18 protein-coding genes and 1 pseudogene are annotated in these 17,763 nt (G+C 47.0%); 12 read left to right on the top strand and 7 right to left on the bottom strand.

Translation table 11 applies throughout. The annotated features are described in order from the left end of the window. Position 1: 1 nt before the first annotated feature. From H4684_RS15500 to H4684_RS15480, 5 genes are read right to left on the bottom strand one after another with little or no spacing between them, the layout of a single operon-like run. Positions 2-1,114 carry a virulence RhuM family protein gene (locus H4684_RS15500; RefSeq protein WP_225940482.1) on the bottom strand — a complete coding sequence of 371 codons (1,113 nt, stop codon included), beginning with the start codon at positions 1,112-1,114 and terminating at the stop codon, positions 2-4. Next, positions 1,071-1,310: a hypothetical protein gene (locus H4684_RS15495; protein WP_092194659.1), complete on the bottom strand. Its 240-nt coding sequence runs from the start codon at positions 1,308-1,310 to the stop codon at positions 1,071-1,073. Before H4684_RS15495 ends, H4684_RS15500 begins: the two co-directional genes overlap by 44 nt. After that, complete coding sequence (locus H4684_RS15490) at positions 1,307-3,571, bottom strand: ATP-binding protein (RefSeq protein ID WP_192624450.1); 2,265 nt, start codon at positions 3,569-3,571, stop codon at positions 1,307-1,309. Before H4684_RS15490 ends, H4684_RS15495 begins: the two co-directional genes overlap by 4 nt. Positions 3,572-3,591: 20 nt before the next feature. Further along, positions 3,592-4,884 (bottom strand): restriction endonuclease subunit S, encoded by a 1,293-nt coding sequence (locus H4684_RS15485; protein ID WP_192624449.1) that lies wholly within the window; start codon positions 4,882-4,884, stop codon positions 3,592-3,594. Further along, the gene (locus H4684_RS15480) at positions 4,874-5,362 is read right to left on the bottom strand and encodes an N-6 DNA methylase (RefSeq protein WP_192624448.1); all 489 of its coding nucleotides are present in this window, start codon (positions 5,360-5,362) and stop codon (positions 4,874-4,876) included. Before H4684_RS15480 ends, H4684_RS15485 begins: the two co-directional genes overlap by 11 nt. 111 nt (positions 5,363-5,473) lie before the next feature. Between H4684_RS15480 and H4684_RS15475 the strand changes: the two genes are divergently transcribed. The 4 genes from H4684_RS15475 to H4684_RS15460 are packed head-to-tail and all read left to right on the top strand — an operon-like array spanning position 5,474 to position 11,892. Continuing rightward, positions 5,474-7,612 (top strand): hypothetical protein, encoded by a 2,139-nt coding sequence (locus H4684_RS15475; RefSeq protein ID WP_192624447.1) that lies wholly within the window; start codon positions 5,474-5,476, stop codon positions 7,610-7,612. Between the two features lie 2 nt (positions 7,613-7,614). Beyond that, a complete protein-coding gene (locus tag H4684_RS15470) occupies positions 7,615-9,834 on the top strand; it encodes a hypothetical protein (protein ID WP_192624446.1) in 2,220 nt (739 codons plus the stop codon). Further along, positions 9,831-10,418, top strand: coding sequence for a hypothetical protein (locus tag H4684_RS15465; protein WP_192624445.1), 588 nt, complete (start codon positions 9,831-9,833; stop codon positions 10,416-10,418). Before H4684_RS15470 ends, H4684_RS15465 begins: the two co-directional genes overlap by 4 nt. Then, complete coding sequence (locus H4684_RS15460) at positions 10,411-11,892, top strand: site-specific integrase (RefSeq protein WP_192624444.1); 1,482 nt, start codon at positions 10,411-10,413, stop codon at positions 11,890-11,892. Before H4684_RS15465 ends, H4684_RS15460 begins: the two co-directional genes overlap by 8 nt. Positions 11,893-12,011: 119 nt before the next feature. Here H4684_RS15460 and H4684_RS15455 read toward each other — a convergent pair whose 3' ends face one another. After that, positions 12,012-12,239 carry a helix-turn-helix domain-containing protein gene (locus H4684_RS15455; RefSeq protein ID WP_192624443.1) on the bottom strand — a complete coding sequence of 76 codons (228 nt, stop codon included), beginning with the start codon at positions 12,237-12,239 and terminating at the stop codon, positions 12,012-12,014. A gap of 139 nt (positions 12,240-12,378) precedes the next feature. Between H4684_RS15455 and H4684_RS15450 the strand changes: the two genes are divergently transcribed. From H4684_RS15450 to H4684_RS15415, 8 genes are all read left to right on the top strand, one after another. Further along, entirely contained in the window at positions 12,379-12,714 is a 336-nt protein-coding gene (locus tag H4684_RS15450; protein ID WP_192624442.1) for a hypothetical protein, read from the top strand. A gap of 8 nt (positions 12,715-12,722) precedes the next feature. Continuing rightward, the gene (locus H4684_RS15445) at positions 12,723-13,445 is read left to right on the top strand and encodes a metallophosphoesterase family protein (RefSeq protein ID WP_192624441.1); all 723 of its coding nucleotides are present in this window, start codon (positions 12,723-12,725) and stop codon (positions 13,443-13,445) included. Positions 13,446-13,517: 72 nt separating this feature from the next. Continuing rightward, complete coding sequence (locus H4684_RS15440; protein WP_192624440.1) at positions 13,518-14,315, top strand: DUF6088 family protein; 798 nt, start codon at positions 13,518-13,520, stop codon at positions 14,313-14,315. Beyond that, positions 14,305-14,559 carry a hypothetical protein gene (locus H4684_RS15435; RefSeq protein ID WP_192624439.1) on the top strand — a complete coding sequence of 85 codons (255 nt, stop codon included), beginning with the start codon at positions 14,305-14,307 and terminating at the stop codon, positions 14,557-14,559. The genes H4684_RS15440 and H4684_RS15435 overlap by 11 nt, the downstream gene beginning before the upstream one ends. Beyond that, positions 14,556-14,846: a nucleotidyltransferase family protein gene (locus H4684_RS15430; RefSeq protein WP_192624438.1), complete on the top strand. Its 291-nt coding sequence runs from the start codon at positions 14,556-14,558 to the stop codon at positions 14,844-14,846. Before H4684_RS15435 ends, H4684_RS15430 begins: the two co-directional genes overlap by 4 nt. Beyond that, entirely contained in the window at positions 14,843-15,526 is a 684-nt protein-coding gene (locus tag H4684_RS15425; protein WP_192624437.1) for a metallophosphoesterase family protein, read from the top strand. Before H4684_RS15430 ends, H4684_RS15425 begins: the two co-directional genes overlap by 4 nt. Next, complete coding sequence (locus tag H4684_RS15420) at positions 15,523-16,386, top strand: metallophosphoesterase family protein (protein ID WP_192624436.1); 864 nt, start codon at positions 15,523-15,525, stop codon at positions 16,384-16,386. The genes H4684_RS15425 and H4684_RS15420 overlap by 4 nt, the downstream gene beginning before the upstream one ends. A gap of 15 nt (positions 16,387-16,401) precedes the next feature. After that, positions 16,402-17,073: an ankyrin repeat domain-containing protein gene (locus H4684_RS15415; protein ID WP_192624435.1), complete on the top strand. Its 672-nt coding sequence runs from the start codon at positions 16,402-16,404 to the stop codon at positions 17,071-17,073. Positions 17,074-17,223: 150 nt separating this feature from the next. Here the strand turns inward: H4684_RS15415 and H4684_RS15410 are convergent. After that, positions 17,224-17,670 (bottom strand): annotated as a pseudogene (locus tag H4684_RS15410) (integrase core domain-containing protein); the annotation flags it as partial. Positions 17,671-17,763 lie beyond the last annotated feature (93 nt).

Here is a 17,763-nt window from a genome sequence, read left to right as displayed (position 1 = left end):
GCTAATCCCCTTTTTCCGGCAGCTTCTTGAACAACCGGTCAAAGTCCGATTCGAACAGCCTGTCCTGCACGATGCGGTATTTTTCAAACTCACTTTCCGCGTGGGCCTTTGCCAATTCGGCTGTCACTTTGCCCGCATCCTGAAGAATTTCCCGATCCCAGAGTTGAAGAAATCCGCTCAAGCGTGTTTCCCAATCCTCCATGGTCATCGGAATTTTGCGCATGGCCTGCATTTCAGCCATATCGAGATAGGCGGAAACGATGCGCTGCATTTGTCCAAGCTCGAACTCCGTGAGATAGTTCTTGGCGATGGAAACATCGTAACGATGGATTTTCCCCTTGGGCGCACCTTCCCAGTTAGTCAGCCCCATGTTTTCCCGCTCGTGATCCGCGCGAGCCTTGATGACCTCGGCTGCTGTTTGGCCATGCACGGCGTAGTGCATCTTGTTTTGAACCGCGGCGAAAAACCGCTTCGTTGCCGTAGCCGACGGATCGTAGTCCAGCGCGGTGGCGTAGATGTCCGTGATCTTCTGGTAAAACTTCCGCTCGGAGAGCCGGATTTCCCGGATCTTTTCAAGTTGGCGCTCGAAAAACTCATCCGTCAGGGTGCCGCCATGTTTGAGACGTTCCACATCCATGGTCCAACCCTGGATCGTATAATCCTTGACGATCTGATTGGCCCACTTCCTGAACTGGACGGCACGCTCGTTCTCGATCTTGAAGCCCACGGCGATGATCGCTTGCAAGCTATAGTGCTTCGTCTGGTAGCCCTTGCCGTCGGCGGCAGTTGTTAAGTACTGCTTAACAACTGCCGTTTCCTCCAATTCGTTGTCGCTGAAAATGCGCTTCAGGTGCTGGTTGATGGCGGGGATGGAGACATCGTAAAGAGCGGCCATCATCTTCTGCGTCAGCCAGATGTTCTCTTCCTCGTAGCGCATTTCGATACTGACATCCGAGTCGCCTCCGGCAGCCACAAAGGTGAGGTATTCAGCCGCCGAAGAACGGACCAAGGAGGTTGCGGTGTCCTTTTTGGCGCGACCACCGGGATTGGATATTTTTTTACTCATGAATTCAGACTCCTCCCCAACCAAACTTGAAACGCTGAATAGTTGCATGCACCTCTTTGGGCATGGCCGGGTGCAGATGCCGTATGGCTTCACGCTGGCGTGCGATAAGCAGCAGGTCAGTAAACGAATCACGTTCCGTTGCAGGTTCGTCGGGCGCGAGCATCGGGCCGTGGGAGGTTGCGTAACCCAGTTCCTCGAACCATTCGAGTACGGCGTCTTCGATGATGGATTCGTTGAGACTCATGGCTGTGCAATTGGAAATGCTACTGGAGCTGTAGCCTCGAAAACTGGAGCATCATCCACGAATGCGTCACCCATCATCATTTTGTAGTGAGCAAGGTGGTCCGATTTCTTGAATATCTCACGAAAAACTTTGAGGTAAATTTCTACCATTGAGCTATCCATTGAAACATAGAGATCATCGAGGACAAAATGCGAACCGTCATTGACCCACGAAAAGAGCGATTTGCAGATGAGCTTCTCTTTACCCTCAAACATTCCGCAAATCTTGTCGGGATCGGCGCCGCCGAGAATCTTGAAGTAGTTCTCAAGAATCCTTCTTAAAGTATTTTGAATCGTCAGGTTCGAGCGGTCTGTCCTGCGAACTTCGGACCATAGCAACTCATAAGAAGTTTTGATGGGGTTGGTATTATGCTTCTCGATTTTAGAAACTAGATCCGATTTACGAACCACCCAAAACGTCTCCTCGCCCATCGCCACCTTCCGACGGTCTGGATTGAAGGTCACTTCCTTATGAAAATATACGTTATGCGTGAGCACGAAAACTTGCTTAATGTACCCTGTTCCTTCCCGGACTTCATCAAAGACATTTTTGATGAGACTACTAACAATGAAGAGGATGTCGCTATCGAGACTGGAGACAGGGTCGTCGAAAACAACGATTCGGTCGTTCGTCATCCCGCTCTCTGACTCGCTGCCTTTAAGTAGGTGGTAGAAGTAAAGGAAGGTGACGAAGGTCTTTTCTCCTTCGCTCAACGTCGCCTTTGCATCTGAACCGTCCGGGCGTACTAATTTGTAAGATGTCCCGCTCACGGTTCTGGTGAGATTGAATCCTTGGAAGCCAAATGAAATGAGTAACTCATTGATGCCGTCGACAGTGGGCTGAACGCTCGTTGTCTGCTTTTCCAACTCACGAATTTCAGCGGCCTTAATCCTTCGTTCTTCAGTCGCATTTTCAATCTGGTCCTTCATTGCAGTGATGGCTTTATCCAAAGCCTCTTTGGCCGTCTTGAATGCGTCGAGATCTGCCTTCAGCTCCTCTAGCGCAAACCTCCAAACTTGTGATGTCAGGATTGTGCGTTCGGTCACGAGGTTTGCGACCACCTTGTTATGGGCTGCAACTTGAATGTTGGCGTCGTCGATTACAGCCTTGATTGCCGTCGTCACATTAGTCAGCGATTCCAATTCAACTACCTGACTCGCTTCCTTCCTCTTTCCAGCAATACGTTGGTTGTTGAGCGTAATTTTAGTGTCGAGGAGTTCTTTCTCTGCCTTCAGCTTCTCAACGTCGAGGAACTTTGACGGAGACGCGATGATTGTGGCGAGCTGCTGCTGTAACCGCCTCGCCTCTGTGGCGTAGTCAGTGGCAAGATCATCGATTACCTTGCTGTCATTTACAAATGCCTCGTCAAAGTATTCGTCCAAGCTCCGCCTCAATGCTGCGGTCGTCTTTTGTTGGCAGAACGGACAGACTTCCTCATTCACATCATAGAACGCCCGTCCAGCGCGAACCCAATCGCTGTTTCCGAGCTTCTTGATCATCGCAGCGATATCGACATCATCCTTTCCAATAATACGCTTCTTTAGAATCGGGTCTGCTTCACATGAAAGAAGCTTCGTCGTGTCAATGGCGGCAACAAACGCCTCCGTTATTGGTGTTGGACCAAAGATGCTCGCCGCCTTTTTTTCCAAATCGGTCTGCGGCAGGAGCGTGGCCGCATTAGAGGCGTGTTCCTGAAGAATTTTCGATCTAAAACTATCCTTGCTTCCCATGTAGCCTTTGAAAGCACCTTGTACATGCTGTCCATCAAGCTTCTGCTTCAGCGTCCAACACTTCTCTCTTAAAGCAGATTCGAGAGCTGCCAACTCTACCTTCTTGCCAGCCGTGCCGTCTGCGCTCGTCAAACATTGGGTAAGGTTTTCAATCTTTGCAGTGAGTGCGCCTTGTTCTGCCTTGACCGTTTCAATTTTCGTCAGCGTGTCCTTCTGCTTCTCGCCCAATGTGAAAACACCTTTGAGTTCGGGGAGCTGATGGAAGTTTCGTTCCACGAAATCGTGGTTATAGACCATTGGTTGAAGCTTCGTTCCGCCTTTCCATTTTACTTGGCAGGAAGGGAAATCCGTCTCTTTTGCGATAACTCTACTGACAGTCGTTTTCCCAGTCCCGTTCGAGCCATATAAGAAATTGAATCGGGACAACCCGGCGAGTTGTTCAGGCGCTCCTGCATAGGTCGCAACGTTCGCAATGGTGATGGATTCAATCATGATGCCTCTATGTTGAGTTCTTAAATCGACAACTCCCCTCTCAGCAGCTTCGGCAGCAGCGTGTCGCGCAGAGTGGCTAGGGTACGAGATTCTGTGGAGTTGGCTTTGATTTTCGCCATCAGTGGCGAGGTGAGTTCGTCGAAACGCCGGGCAACTTCAGACGGCGGGACAGCTAGCCAAAACGTATTAAAGCACTCGGACGGAACGCGCTGACGCCCGCTGGTTCCGGTCATATTTTGTATAGCGTGGGAGCGCAGCGCGTCGGAACGGGCGAGGAGATAGCCAAACTGCGGGGGGAGCGGTGACTTCGGAGTAAAAACGATGTACTCTGTTGACCCCCATCCGACTTGACCATCATCAAGGAAATCCACATATCCGGTTTTACCATTTTCCAAGCATGGTGTGATGCGGGCGAGGAGCGTGTCTCCGTTTTGAAACTTAGTGCCTGAACTGAATACCCGGTCAATTACCTCCTCAGCAGAATGCCCCTGTGTCGGGAGGTTTTTCATGTCGAGATAAGGCGCGACAGAGCCTTTTTTCAACAAACGACGAGGGTTCACTTCTATAGCGTCAGGCAAACGCAACGGCTCCCATCCATTTGGAATGTGCCCAGCCTCAGAATCTTGAAACGAATCCGGAAACAACGCCGCCGTAGCCTCATCCATCCCCACAGGCTGGCGTCCATCAAGTTTGGCACGAACGGGGTCGAAATCCACGAACCAGCTCTGGAACAGCGCCCGCGCCGTCGCCTCCAGCGTCACGTTCATCCGCCGATTCAATTCGATCTTGTCGTCTAGCGCCCCAAGCACCGCCGCGATGGCTTTTTGCTCGGCTAGAGGTTTCAGGACAATCGGGATACGCCGGATAATGCCTTCATTGAGCGAGGGCATCGTCGTTCCTGCAGAGTGCTGAATCATCCAGTTTCGGTGTGCCGTTGTTTGAAACTGATACGCGATGAATTTCGGGTCGCACGAGTCAATATTGAGACGGATACGAATCCCATCAGAGCCCAAGAAATACCCGTCTTCTTCAGGCTGAACTTGGGCGCTGCGTTCGACCGCGCCTTTTCGACCAAACACAATATCGCCCGCCTTTAACAAGAATTCAGGCATCCTACTGGAAACGGTATCATCGACTCGCGGCGTATTTTGGTGAATGCGCAAGCGCCCAAAGCCGACTTCTCCCACTGAAATCACAGGAACGCCAGTGGCAGTGTATTCCGAGGCTTTGAGCTTCGTTCCGAACGGCCCCGTCTTAATGCTTCCACCCGTTTCGTCGAGAAGCGTACCGATGGTGATTTCTTCACCCGCCATAGCCCAACCCCTTCAAATTCGCCTTAATAGCCAACTCCAACCGCGCAGATTCCTCGAACTGTCCCTTCAATTCCGCCACCAACCGCGTCATCTTCTCCTCAAAAGGCTCCCCATCATCTTCAACTACCTCAGCCCCAACATAACGCCCCGGCGTCAACACAAAACCATGCGCGGCAATATCGGCGGTTGTGGCGGATTTACAGAAACCGGCGATGTCTTCGTATTCGGTTGCGCCGTTGTCTCCTCGCCAGCGGTGATAGGTGCCGGCGATTTTCTCCATATCGACGTCGGTCAGTTCGCGGTGGACGCGGTCGATGAGGGTACCGAGTTTGCGGGCGTCTATGAACAGGGTGTGTTTGCGGCGGTCGCGGAACCCGCGTTTGGTGTCGGTTCCTTTGTTTTTTGTCAGGAACCACAAGCAGACCGGAATGCCGGTTTTTATCGAGCTACTGGCTTGTTCATAGCAACATAACATCATAATATTCCTTGAAATTATTTATAAAATCATTATTGAAATAATGAACAAATATAAATAAAAAAAGAACGCTGCCGTGTCTAAAGCTAATCCCAGGGGCAAGGAGTCTACACATTGATTTTTGATATCACAGAAACTACTCTCACGGCTCTACTTGATGATCCGAAACGTCGCAAGCCCCATCAACTAAACCTTTCAAATTTAATGATTTTATTTCGTAACGATGTAAATAAAATTATCTTACCTACAAAAAAATTTTTATTACCAAAAAAATACGCAACTCAACGTGCATACTTACAAGCAACATTATCGCGTCTAGGAAAATATCTACAAATACGTTCAATAAATTTTTTTCCACAGAACTTTAACGAATGGCAAGTGTTAATTTTAGATTGGTACGCTTGGTATTTAAGTAGTGACACAATTAAAGCTTCAATCGTGACACGGGTTTCACAATGGGACAATTTTGTTGTTCCTTGGCTGAAAGATTTGATCAACGAAGGGCTTTTGCCAATTGGGCTGGTCGTTCCAACAAACAAATTTCGACAGGAAACCATCCCAACAACATCTCCTCGCAATTCCGAACTTATGGGAGAAGAACCTGTAAAAGAAACTGATTCTGAGCGCCATCCAATCAATAAAACTATTGCTGGCCCAATTTTTTGGCGAAACGACCTAGAATATCTTAGAGAAATCGAAGACACGCTTCATTCTAGAAATAAACTTTTGAAACAAGTGACTGATGATTATTGGCTTCGCTTGACAAAAGATTATCGCCAAGGGCGAAAATTGCTACGAAGAGTACCAGAGGACGAATTCTTTGACAGAGTTCGCATGGTGAATTGGAGACGCAAAGTTGATTGCGACTATAGTATCCGCTCTACAACTTATAGAAGAGTAACTGACCCTCGTGTTCCAGACAGTAGCGCTTGGGCTTTGAAGATTCTTGAATATATTCTCAAAAAAGATAAAGATGAAAGTTGTTTTTTTACAAAACGACTTCAAACAAATAAAGCTTTCATGGATCGCTTTCTACATACAGAAAAACACACACCAATCGCCGATATCATTAAGACAACTTCGTTACGTGCTAATCAGATATTAAAGACTGATAGAAGAACTTTGTTTGCCCGTTTCTTAGGCATTTTAACACCCCTCGACATGGCCGTTGCCTTGGCTATCTTAATTCAAGAACATCCCAATTTAAATCCTGAGTCATTGGCAGAAGCTCGTCTTCTGAATTCAAGAGGCAAGTCGTTCTTGTTGTTCACTGACAACAAATCTCAGTTAATTTTTTCTGTAGACAAGCCCCGGACTCAATCCAGAAAATACGCAGTATTATCGCGCCGAGCCCAAAGAATAATTAAACACGTTATAAGAAGCACTGAAATTGTACGCCAACTTCTACGCAGAGGAAACTCAAAACATTGGAAATACCTTTTTATCGGATATAGTGGCGGCGCTTGGAATATATTAGGCCATCCTATTATTAGATCATCTCTTCTAATTGCTGACAACAAACAAACATTGGCACAGCTATACCCAGAGCTTTCTGCAAGCGGATTAAAAAAAGGGACCCTTTCATTTTCAAAAATTCGCTCGACACAAGGAGTTTTGGAGTGGTTTTCTTCTGGTTCGATCCATAAAGTCTCCAGAAAACTCGGAAACAGCTACAATGTAGTGATGGAACATTATATACCAAAACCACTGATTCGACTCTGGAATGAACGAATTATTCGAAGATTTCAGAATACTCTGATTGCACTCGCAGCCTCAAGTGAGGACTATCTTGTTGATGTAACTGATATGCATGACTACGACGAGCTTATGTCATTTTTAGCTCAAATATTAGAAGAAAACCCTTGTGGACACTCTCCTATAGGTGAGAGTCTCCACCAACGTTTCAATACGTTTCTATATAACAATTCTCAGATTAATTCTAACTCTATACTTACTCTAAATACTTCTTGCAACGCTCTCGCTCTCCTTTATGCATTCGATCAAATTACACGTGAAAAAATTTCTTTTAAATCTATGTGTACTATAGAAAAAAATACAGGTCTCTCACCAAAACATTTTGTTGATTTGTCAAAATTATTAAGACACGCGGCAGAAAGCGAGATAATCGGTGAAGCGTTAAAAGAAAGCCTCGAAATTTCTAAACTGCGGAGATCTCACGAATCAGCTATTAAAATACTCCCTGTTTTAGTTAAAAAATTTAGAAAGTTGCGAATATCTTCCTCTTGGAGCTGACTATGGATAAAAATTTATCTTCATCGCTAGACAATATAATGCCGGAGAATAACCTTTCTCTTAACAAAGCCGATCGCGATGAGATTTTTAAACGAATAGCAAGCTGCGCTAAAATGATGAAACCTTTCGAGGGTAATTATCAAGCTGCTTGGCTTTTAAATGACTGGAATTCACCAGTATGGAATACTTATAGTGGCAAAAAAACTAGACTTGTTAAAAATATGACTTGGACTGGAACCGTTGATATTAATTGGGATCAAATTTTGCCAAACGGAAGCCATCTGACTGATACCGATAATCGCGTAATGCTTGAATCTTGTCGACGTGCTGCATTTTTATATCGAGAAGGAATGGGCGATGGTACTCCCCCAGCCGTATCTACATGGAAAGTATTCTGCTGTAACCTTATACTACTTTGTTCATGGATATCACTACGCAACGACCGCTATTTGGGAAATAAATACGCCTTTGCTCTTCTTGACCAAGATGGAATGAGGCAGCTTTTTACAGCACTCGGCCAAGATGGTTGGACAAAGGCTCTTCTTATGGCTGAGCGAATCATCGATTCAATCCATCAAGGAGTCTTTGGATCTAAATGCCCTCCTGAAATTCTTGAAAATCCCGGAAAACTTCCAGCAAATATGCTTATTGAGATGGTGAGATGGCTACAGTCGCAAAAGGCCTATACTGTATCAAACGCAACCGGAAAGAAGATGCTGTCTCGCGTTTTTATAGCCGGACTCATTTCCTTGCCTCCCAAAAAACTTGCAGGAGCATCTTCAAGTCTTAATGCAGTTTTGAGACAATTTGAACCTGACCTCCACCATCCTCAAAAATTATTAATTGCAGGGGGACAAACAACCGAATACCCTAGCCATAAAACACTTACGATTGATATGGCTTTAAATCAACCAGCATCACATAGTTCGACAAACCATCTATACTGTACTTTAAAATCATTGTTTACTCTCTACAGGCATCTTCCTGATGTGATTCCTGATCCTTCAACACTTAACCTTGTTGAAGCTAGAAAAATTGGCCTCAATCATGGAAAGACATTTACTCCAACACCATTTATACCTATTGATACGGGATTAAGATATTTAAACGAATCTCTTCGGTGGATCCATCGCTATGGAGATGAGTTAGTAGATTATTATCTTACTTTTGCAGAAAAACTGACGGAAGTAAAAAAAATAAAGGAAAGTGCAGAAGATAAATCTTCATCTTACTTAGATAGTGTATATGAAATTATTCAGCAAATACAGATGTCGCATAATCTTAAAAAGTCAGGCATTACTTTCACTAATCTTTTGTGGGGAGGTAAGAAAAAACCATCTGGTTTTCTTTCAACAGTACCGACAATCCATCACGCACTAAAAATTTGGGCAGGTGCGGTCATAGTCGTTATAGGAATGACTAAACCATCCCGTGAAACAGAAATAGCACAACTCCCTCGCAACTGCCTGCTTGGCACAGGCCCCTACTGGATCGAATCCGATCTAGCAAAACGTACTGTTCGAGAATATCGGGCCGGCACAGGAGGAAAACCTATACCGACGATCACAGCGAAAGCCATATCTCAAATGCAAAGACTTGGAGATGGCCTTGTAAAAATATTCAATGAACTTGATGAATACAAAAAAAGTAGACTATTTTACCTACCGAGGTTTGACACTTTTGGACATTGCACTATCCCCCGCACTCAAGAACTTGATTATTGTCTTGATGCTTTTTGCGATCACGTCAATCTTCAGCCAGACAATTATGGACGCAGGTGGTACATTCGCATACATGAAATGCGAAAGTGGTTTTTGTTATTACTTTTTTGGTCAGGTCGATTTGACGTTTTAGATGCAGCACGTGAAATTGCTGGACACACAGATATTCAACATTTGTACGCATACATAGAACGTGAATTTCCTGGAGTCGAATTTACAAAGCTTGAAGGAGAATATGCAGCAGACAGACTAAGGCATTATGACAAATCACGCGCTCAAGGTGTAGAAGAAATTGGTCTTAATGAACTTTACGAAAAAGTTCTCAAACATTTTTCTGTGGATCAGCTAGAGCTTATTTCAGAACGATCATGGGAGACATACGTACAAACGCTACGTGAAAGCGGGGAGTTCGTTCTGGAGCCATACTCGATTACTGATAACCAAGGACGACAAAAAATATGTGTGGCATTTCGTTCAACTTATATAGGAAATAAGTTATGAAAAAAGTAAGGCTCACAGAAGAAAAATGCAGATCCAGTGTTTTTGCGAGGCACGAGGCTCTTAAACAAGCTATAAAATCTATCAAAACAGCTCCAAAAGCACTGACTACAGCATGTAATTCCTCCGTTGCTCTTGCGTCACTTGATTTACCAGAAATAGGCATATGCAGACTCGGGTCTCGAAATACACTTTTTAAATATTCAGATATTCTTTTTTCAGATCACTATACCCCTAATGGCGAGACCGGATGGAAATATATAGATTGGCTAAGGAATGAAGTGAAGGACTTAGCCAAAAAAGAGGCACTAGCAAGAAACAAAAAATCTCGCGAATTAATTATGGCTGAAAAGCTAAACCGTGCTCAGCAAGAACTTTCAGCATTGCAAAGAACAATGATGGCGCAGACGAAAGCGTATTTATGGATTTTAAAAGAAGTCTTCGGGCTTTCAAAAAGCCATACCATTGATGATTCGACAAAGCATCGACTTAAAAACCTCATTACAAACCATGACGAACTCTTTGGCGATTTATTTACGCCAAACATGTCACAAAGCAAAGTTATAAAATTAAAAATACATGAATAGAAATTATAAACTTTACACTAGATTAAATGACGTATTTATATCTGATTGTATTTCTAAAACTAAAGAAAAAAAATTTATTTATTATCAAAAAATAAATAGTATTGCATATGTTTGCTGGCCAAATGGAAGGCCTTGCTTGCCAATTAACATGTATTTGATCGACAATAGCTATCTTTGGACAGGCAACTCAGCTGTAACTTACGCTAGCGAATTATCAGAATTAATTCGTTACTGCGCTCGGGCAGGAAAGGGTTTCAATCAAATAGATGATGGCGACGTATATGCTTTTGTCGACCAACTTCGCTCAAAATCTCAAGTGACGGACAAGCATCAGCGAGTTCGTAACGACAATACGGTTAGACGAATTCTACAAAGATGTTTAGATTTCTTAAATTGGTATTCAAATAATCTCCATCATGGATCGAAACCTCTTTTAGGTGAACGAAAAGATTCTCCTTCCGTTGTTTGTGAGAAAAAAAAGAACCCTCACAATGGCCGTTATTATTGGAGCCATAGATGTGCTCCTGAAGCCCACAGTACAGAGCCAAAAATACCGATAGGATTACGGGTTATTGAAGATATTGAAGATGTAATTGATCGCCTTGGAGACCCCTCAGCTTATCCGGAGCCGGCTCTTCGCCGCTTTAAAAATGATACTGTATTTCATCAAGAATTACTAAACTATTTATATGAGCGACGTATTTTCATGATTTGGATGCTGAAACGCACGGGCTTGCGCCCTGAAGAGTTAATACGCATGCCTGTCAAAGAGAACCAACAGGCTGTTGCAAAACAAATATTAACTTTACCGACTTTAAAAAGACGCAAACGAATTGCCCCCTACCGCTCTTTTCCAATAACCCTCAAAGATGGTCGAGTAGTTTTGAGGTATTTATCTGCAAGAAAAAGGTGGATAGAAGTTTGTAAAGGAAAATTTTCTGAATATAAAGAGCAAAACTCTATGTTTTTAAGCACTGAGCCTGGAAAATGTGGCGCTAATATCGGAAAAACTGGTCTAGAAAAAGACTTTGAAAAACTTTCACGGTTAGCTGGATACAAAGATAAACAAGCATGCTTTTCGATGTTTAGACATCGATTTATAACTTACGAAGTGCTGTCACATCTTAAACAGTGGGAAAATCATCACGGTAACATGGTGAATGAGCAGGATTATAGAACAATTCTTGAACGAGTTAGAAAAAAAACTGGGCATGGCAATGTCGATTCTTTATGGCACTATATTGATATAGCTAGAGAAATGGATGGTGCATGGGGAAATATTGACAGAGCAGTTGGTCGTCTCCATGCAGCAGAGAATCTTAAATTAGAATTGGAGATATTAAAAAGAGATTTACGGCAAATTAACACTAATAGACTGGCTGCAGAACAAATAGTCGACATGGTTAGCACGAGACTCACTGATATCATCCGAGACGCAAGAAACTCTGGATTGCAGACTCAAAGCGCTGATTGAATCAACACCTCCTGCCAGCTAAACAACTTCATAAATATAATTTATTGTGTACAAAATTTAAGAATTTAATATTTTAATTTTATTTACATCTTGTATATTCAATTCTATTTATCTTATTTTTATTCGCTAAATAGATCCTTTACTTTTACCTTTAGTCCTTTTGCGATTATGGCAAGTGTTTCAAGTTTGCACAGTTTAATTTTATCTGTACGCGCCCTCTCAATAATTTTTGTTGACAACTTTGTCTCATTTGAAAGCGTCACAATTGACACTGCTTTGTCTTCCATAATTTTTTTAACATTGCTTGTGATCCCTTTTGTTTCGGCTCGAACATCGTAAATCGACATAATCTTACCACCATCCTGAATGTTTGGTGTAAGAATAACGGAAATTTATTGACTAGCCCATCGTAATATATTACGTTAACGTGTAATTGGACGGAGTGGGCAGTGTTTTTGATGGGTTATTGTTATTGGAGGTATTGTTATGGAGGCTATGAAAACAAGCGAAGCTGCAGATATGATTGAGCAGTCGTTGCGTATTTTGTACCCAAAAATTAGGGATAATCCCGGTGGAACCGAACTCGGCGGAGTTTATTGGAGACTCAATTCGTTGTTAAGTCTTTATATAAATCCAAGGCTTGAACTAGATAAATTGCATCAAGAAATTGAAATATTGAATACTGCTATTGAGTACTGCATTGATAATATTAAAAATATGATAGAAGGGAATTATCATATAAAAATACAAGAAGATATGAATAAACTGCACGATGCATATCATGCCCACTATTTCGGATATTTGAAATTACTAAAAAAATAAATCGTAATATGAAAATCATCGTCATGGGCGACATACACGCAGATTTTCGAGCGCTCAACAGATTCATCAACAAGAAGCGGCCCGAAATCATATTGCAATGCGGCGACTTCGGCTGGTGGCCACATCGCCACTTGGTCGAGCGGATCGGCAGGAATCACTTTTTCGATCAGTACGCCATCAAGCTGCAGGGCACTAAAATTTTTTGGGCGGACGGCAACCACGAAAACCATGCCGACCTGCAAGAGCGCATGAAGGCGGCCCCAGGGCAGCCCCTGGAAATCCCGGTTCCCGGCTGTTTCTACATGCCAAGGGGCTCAGTCATTAACTTACCCGACGGCAGAACCGCCATCTTCTTTGGTGGGGCCATGTCGACCGACAAGGAGGATCGCACCGAAGGCGATTCCTGGTGGGCCGGGGAAGTCCCCACGCAGACGGATCTGGAGCACGCAAGGGCGCAGGTACAGGCCCGCGGCGGGCGCGTGGACATCGTCATTTCGCACACGGCCCCCTCGGCGTTCTTGCGGCAGCTCCCGAAGAACAAGATTGACCAATCCAGACTGGAAGACCCCACTGTCGCCCTTCTGGATGTGATTTTGGATGAGGCCCGCCCTAGACAATGGTTCTTTGGGCATTTCCACTTGCATACCAAAGGCGAAGACCAGGGCTGCGCATGGCAAGCCTTGAGCGGGGAAGGCCTTGGGGGGAATTGGTGGGTTGAGCTGGGTTCGTAGTACCGTCGCGCCATTTTTTGAGGCTTCGGTACGACGAGAGAACGCTGAAAGGCAGGTTACAGGGGCGGTATTGTGAAAAAGCAAAGCGTCATCGAGGTCGTAAGACAGCGAGTAGCAGAAATCCCGGAAGGAAAAATCTTCGGCTACGACGTCTTCGGAGAGCTGGCAGTCACCAGGCGTAGGGCGCTCGCCCGAGCGCTGGCGCGGCTGGTGGAGCATGAAGAGATCGAGCGGGCGTATCGAGGGACGTTCTACAGGCCGCGCTGGTGTAAGTATGGAGCGCTAGGGGTCGGTGAAGGAGAATTGATCAGGTCGCTTGGGAATGTATATAGAGCCGGGCACGACGCGCACAATGCCCTCGGGATTTCAACACAGGTGCCCTTTGTTATTGAAGTTGCGCATCCGACTTGGCACCACAAGAGAAAGCTTAAATACCTCAATGTCAGATTTGTGCGCTCAACATTGAAAGAAATTCCTGACGACGCTGATTATTTATTGCTCATGATTCTCGACGCAATAAAAAATATTAAACACATCGCTGATGCGTCACCAGATGACGCGGTGAATCGGCTCTTGTGGATCATAAAGCGGTTTGAGAAAGAGAAAGTCGAAAAACTCGTTGAGTACGCCCTGCACTACCCGCCACGAGTGCGGGCCATCCTAGGTGCAATTCTGGAGCATGCACGGCACAAAAGGCTTCGATCTGTCCTCAAGGCGACATTGAACCCACAAACTGAATACCTTGTAGGTCTTAAAGATTCCCTGCCTAATCTTAAAAAATGGAAATTGGTTGGGCCTGGGCGCTCTTATAGAGCGTGGGAGCGGAGATGGGAAAAAAGACGAAATGAAGCACAGGCACTTGAATCATGAAGCGTGGACCCCGGCGGGCATCGATTCCTGTATCACCAGGGGGGACCAGAAAGATTGGGACGAACTGCGCCAGGCCGCCCTCGATGATCCGGATGTCCTGAAGAATCTGCGCAAGATCGCGGGCTATGAAAAGAACCTTGAGAACCCCTTTGATGCCCTGTGCTATCAGGAATGGTGGAGATGGGTGCAGGACCCAGAGCGGGATTCCTGGGGGCCAAATTTCAAAGACTGCGGGGGCATGTGAAGCCATCTGAGGCTCTTCGAACACACCGGGACGCCGTTCTCAAGACCGTCAATGCACGGAAGGCCTGCAACGCCCGTGTCTTTGGCTCTGTTTTGCGGGGAGAGGACCACGAGGGCAGCGACCTCGACATCCTCGTTGACCTCCTACCCGGGGCATCGCTGTTTGATCTCGGAGGGCTACAGATCGACTTGGAAGAGCTTTTGGGCATTCCTGTTGACCTCGTCACGCCTGGCGACTTGCCAGAGAAATTCAGAAATTTAGTCATCGAGGAGGCTCGGAAGATATGATTCTGTTTGCGGGGGATGCGCATGGGGATTTCGTCCCCCTCATCGAGGAGGCCAGCGAGGCCTCGGCAGTCATTTTGCTGGGCGACCAGGAACCACTGAGCGACCTGACAGTGGAACTAGGGCCTGGCTTGGCCCAGAAGGCATGGTGGATATTCGGGAACCACGACAGCGACTATTTGAACTACTTTGAAAACCACAAATCCATGGCCGACCGGAACCTGCACTGCCAGATGATCGAGATTGAGGGCGTTCGGATTGCGGGCCTAGGCGGGGTGTTCCGCGCAAAGAAGTTCGAAATTGACCAGACCACGCGCCTGGACGAGGTGGATCTTGACTGCCCCCAGGACACCCGGGAGGCATGGATCAAACTGCGGCGAGGTGGTCGGGCATACCCGGCTGACTTTACGAGTATTTTTCCCGACGACATAAAGGCATTGTTGGCGCTCAAGGGACAGGTCGATGTGCTGGCCACGCACGAGGCTCCGGAGAGCCATGTTCTCGGCTTTCCACTCCTCGGCGACCTCGCCCGCGCCATGGGCGTCAAGATGCTCATTCATGGGCACCACCACGAGCGCTACAGCGCCACTATCGCAGGCGGGATTCGCGTCGAGGGCATCGGAATGGCAAGAACAGCCGAAGGTTTTTTCTGGCTGGGTCAAGGTCTGGGAGAGCGGGCATGATACTCTTCGCCGGAGATTGTCACGGTGACTTTGAACCCATGCTGGAAGCTGCGGCCGGAACCACGGCGGTTATCCTATTGGGCGACCAGGAACCGCTTGACGATTTGGCGTCCATCCTCGGCCCGGAGATCGCTGAAAAGACGTGGTGGATATTCGGCAACCATGACAGCGACGATGCCGAATACCTGACGCGCCACGCCGCCATGGCCGACAGAAACCTGCATTGCCGTGTGGTGGAGATTGATGGCCTACGCATCGCCGGGCTCGGAGGCACCTTCCGGTCCAATGTCCTGGGTGTGGACCGCCAGACGACCTTGAGTGACCTGGCCCACGTCCGCCCCCAAGACACGCGCCAGAGTCTGGCAATGATCCGAAAAGACAAAAAGCTCGCACCGCAGGATCACACATCCATCTTCCCGGAAGATCTTGCGCTGATGGCCCGCCTTGCCAGCAAGACCCGGGTTGATGTCTTTGTGGCCCACGAGGCTCCAGAGTCCCACAAGCTCGGCTACCGGATTCTGGGTGACGTGGCCCGCGCCCTCAAAGCCAGAATTCAAATTCACGGCCATCACCACGAGCGTTATGACGCCATGATTGATGGAGGCGTCCGGGTTGCCGGGGTTGGGATGTCGGGCATGATGATCGAATGGCTCCAGCCAAGGGATGGGCTCTTCTGGCTTGCAGCCTTTCCTGGCGGCAACGTGCTTGCAATGGGATACGATCCGAAAAAGAAGATGTACCGAGGCGAGTTCGTCGGCCTGGAAGGGTGCACAAGTTTTATGGCCCCCGACCTGAACAACTTGCAGGAAGAAGGCTCCCTGATTCTTGAAACGTTCTTGAAAAGACCCAAATGTCGATAACAGGAGAGAGCAGCAATGGATACCGATTATCACGATCTGGCGTGCGAAGGCCGTCTGGCCCAAGGCTTCGACCAGTGGGACCTGAAAAATCCAGACGGTTGGAGCGTGGCCCACGAGGCCGCCAGAACCGGACACTTGCCTCCTGACTTCACCCGCTGGGAGATCCGCGACGCGGACGGATGGACCGTGGCCCATGAAGCGGCCATGCACGGCTCCCTCCCCCCTGATTTCAACAAATGGGACCTGGCGGATTTCGACGGCTACACCGTGGCCCACACCGCCGCCGAACATGGGCACCTCCCGCCCGATTTTCCGCACATGGACTGGGTCGATATAGACGGACTGAGCGTGGGCAAGGTTTACGCGAAAAAGATGAGTACATTACCGGCAAACACAGAACCGGCGCAAAAGCCCAAAGATTCCATGCGCACGATGGTCTATGACTTTTCCAAGGTGAGGCCTCCAAAGAATCCGATTGACCCCGAGGAGGTGGCTACGGTTAGGCGGATACTCCGGCAATATCCGTACGAAGTGGAAGACGACCGCATACGGCTTCACCCAGAACTCAAGGTGACGCCAGAGGAGCGCCTGATCTTGCGAAAATATCTGATGGCCAAGGGCTACCACGCCACCAAGGATGCGGTTGCTGAGTTGGATTCTAAGGAGGACGCTAGGGAGGATTGCTAGAATACGCAAAACTACGACCAGAACAACACTTAATGTTAACATCAATCAAAATAATTACATGAAGAATTAATTTTTTATTTTTCACTAGGCTTGCCCAGAAGGAGAACTGGAGGTGCAGTCTGTTTAGACCGTAGTGTAAACCTCCCCAAGTTAGTGCCATCCAAAAGTAGAGACTTCCTTGGGTGAATTTTTCATGAGGAACTCTGCCGGGGGCAAATGGCCAAGAGACTCGTGGGGCCGCTCCTCGTTGTACTGCCTCAGCCAATTCTCCGTAATTTCCTTCACTTCCGTGAGGGACTTGAACAGGTAGAAGTCCAGGACCTCTTCCCGGTAGGTCTTGTTGAATCGCTCAATGTACGAATTCTGTGTGGGCTTGCCTGGCTGGATGAATTCCAATGCCACGCCGTTTTTTTCAGCCCAGTCGGCCAGCAGCACGGAAATCAGCTCCGGCCCGTTGTCCATTCTCAACTTGGCAGGCAACCCGCGCCATGCCACTATGCGATCCAAAACCCGTAAAATCCTTGCTGCGGGCAAGTTAGTATCGACTTCGATCGCCAAACACTCACGGCTGAAGTCGTCCAGGACGTTGAAAGTCCTAACAGCCCGTTGATTTATTCATGATTAACACCGCTCTACGGTAATCTGCGCTCCGACGAATTCTTCGCCGGTCTCGCTCCTCATCTCGACAAA

This window comes from Desulfomicrobium macestii (assembly GCF_014873765.1).
In the GTDB taxonomy this organism is placed as follows: domain Bacteria; phylum Desulfobacterota; class Desulfovibrionia; order Desulfovibrionales; family Desulfomicrobiaceae; genus Desulfomicrobium; species Desulfomicrobium macestii.
The sequence above is the reverse complement of the archived record's forward strand: the minus strand, read 5'-3'. Positions and strand labels throughout refer to the sequence as shown.

What these genes read in the sequence shown, in the direction of transcription:
- H4684_RS15500 (WP_225940482.1), bottom strand. Translation starts at nt 1,114, where the DNA reads ATGCAACTATTCAGCGTTTCAAGTTTGGTTGGGGAGGAGTCTGAATTC.
- H4684_RS15495 (WP_092194659.1), bottom strand. Translation starts at nt 1,310, where the DNA reads ATGAGTCTCAACGAATCCATCATCGAAGACGCCGTACTCGAATGGTTC.
- H4684_RS15490 (WP_192624450.1), bottom strand. Translation starts at nt 3,571, where the DNA reads ATGATTGAATCCATCACCATTGCGAACGTTGCGACCTATGCAGGAGCG.
- H4684_RS15485 (WP_192624449.1), bottom strand. Translation starts at nt 4,884, where the DNA reads ATGGCGGGTGAAGAAATCACCATCGGTACGCTTCTCGACGAAACGGGT.
- H4684_RS15480 (WP_192624448.1), bottom strand. Translation starts at nt 5,362, where the DNA reads ATGATGTTATGTTGCTATGAACAAGCCAGTAGCTCGATAAAAACCGGC.
- H4684_RS15470 (WP_192624446.1), top strand. Translation starts at nt 7,615, where the DNA reads ATGGATAAAAATTTATCTTCATCGCTAGACAATATAATGCCGGAGAAT.
- H4684_RS15465 (WP_192624445.1), top strand. Translation starts at nt 9,831, where the DNA reads ATGAAAAAAGTAAGGCTCACAGAAGAAAAATGCAGATCCAGTGTTTTT.
- H4684_RS15460 (WP_192624444.1), top strand. Translation starts at nt 10,411, where the DNA reads ATGAATAGAAATTATAAACTTTACACTAGATTAAATGACGTATTTATA.
- H4684_RS15455 (WP_192624443.1), bottom strand. Translation starts at nt 12,239, where the DNA reads ATGTCGATTTACGATGTTCGAGCCGAAACAAAAGGGATCACAAGCAAT.
- H4684_RS15450 (WP_192624442.1), top strand. Translation starts at nt 12,379, where the DNA reads ATGGAGGCTATGAAAACAAGCGAAGCTGCAGATATGATTGAGCAGTCG.
- H4684_RS15445 (WP_192624441.1), top strand. Translation starts at nt 12,723, where the DNA reads ATGAAAATCATCGTCATGGGCGACATACACGCAGATTTTCGAGCGCTC.
- H4684_RS15425 (WP_192624437.1), top strand. Translation starts at nt 14,843, where the DNA reads ATGATTCTGTTTGCGGGGGATGCGCATGGGGATTTCGTCCCCCTCATC.
- H4684_RS15420 (WP_192624436.1), top strand. Translation starts at nt 15,523, where the DNA reads ATGATACTCTTCGCCGGAGATTGTCACGGTGACTTTGAACCCATGCTG.
- H4684_RS15415 (WP_192624435.1), top strand. Translation starts at nt 16,402, where the DNA reads ATGGATACCGATTATCACGATCTGGCGTGCGAAGGCCGTCTGGCCCAA.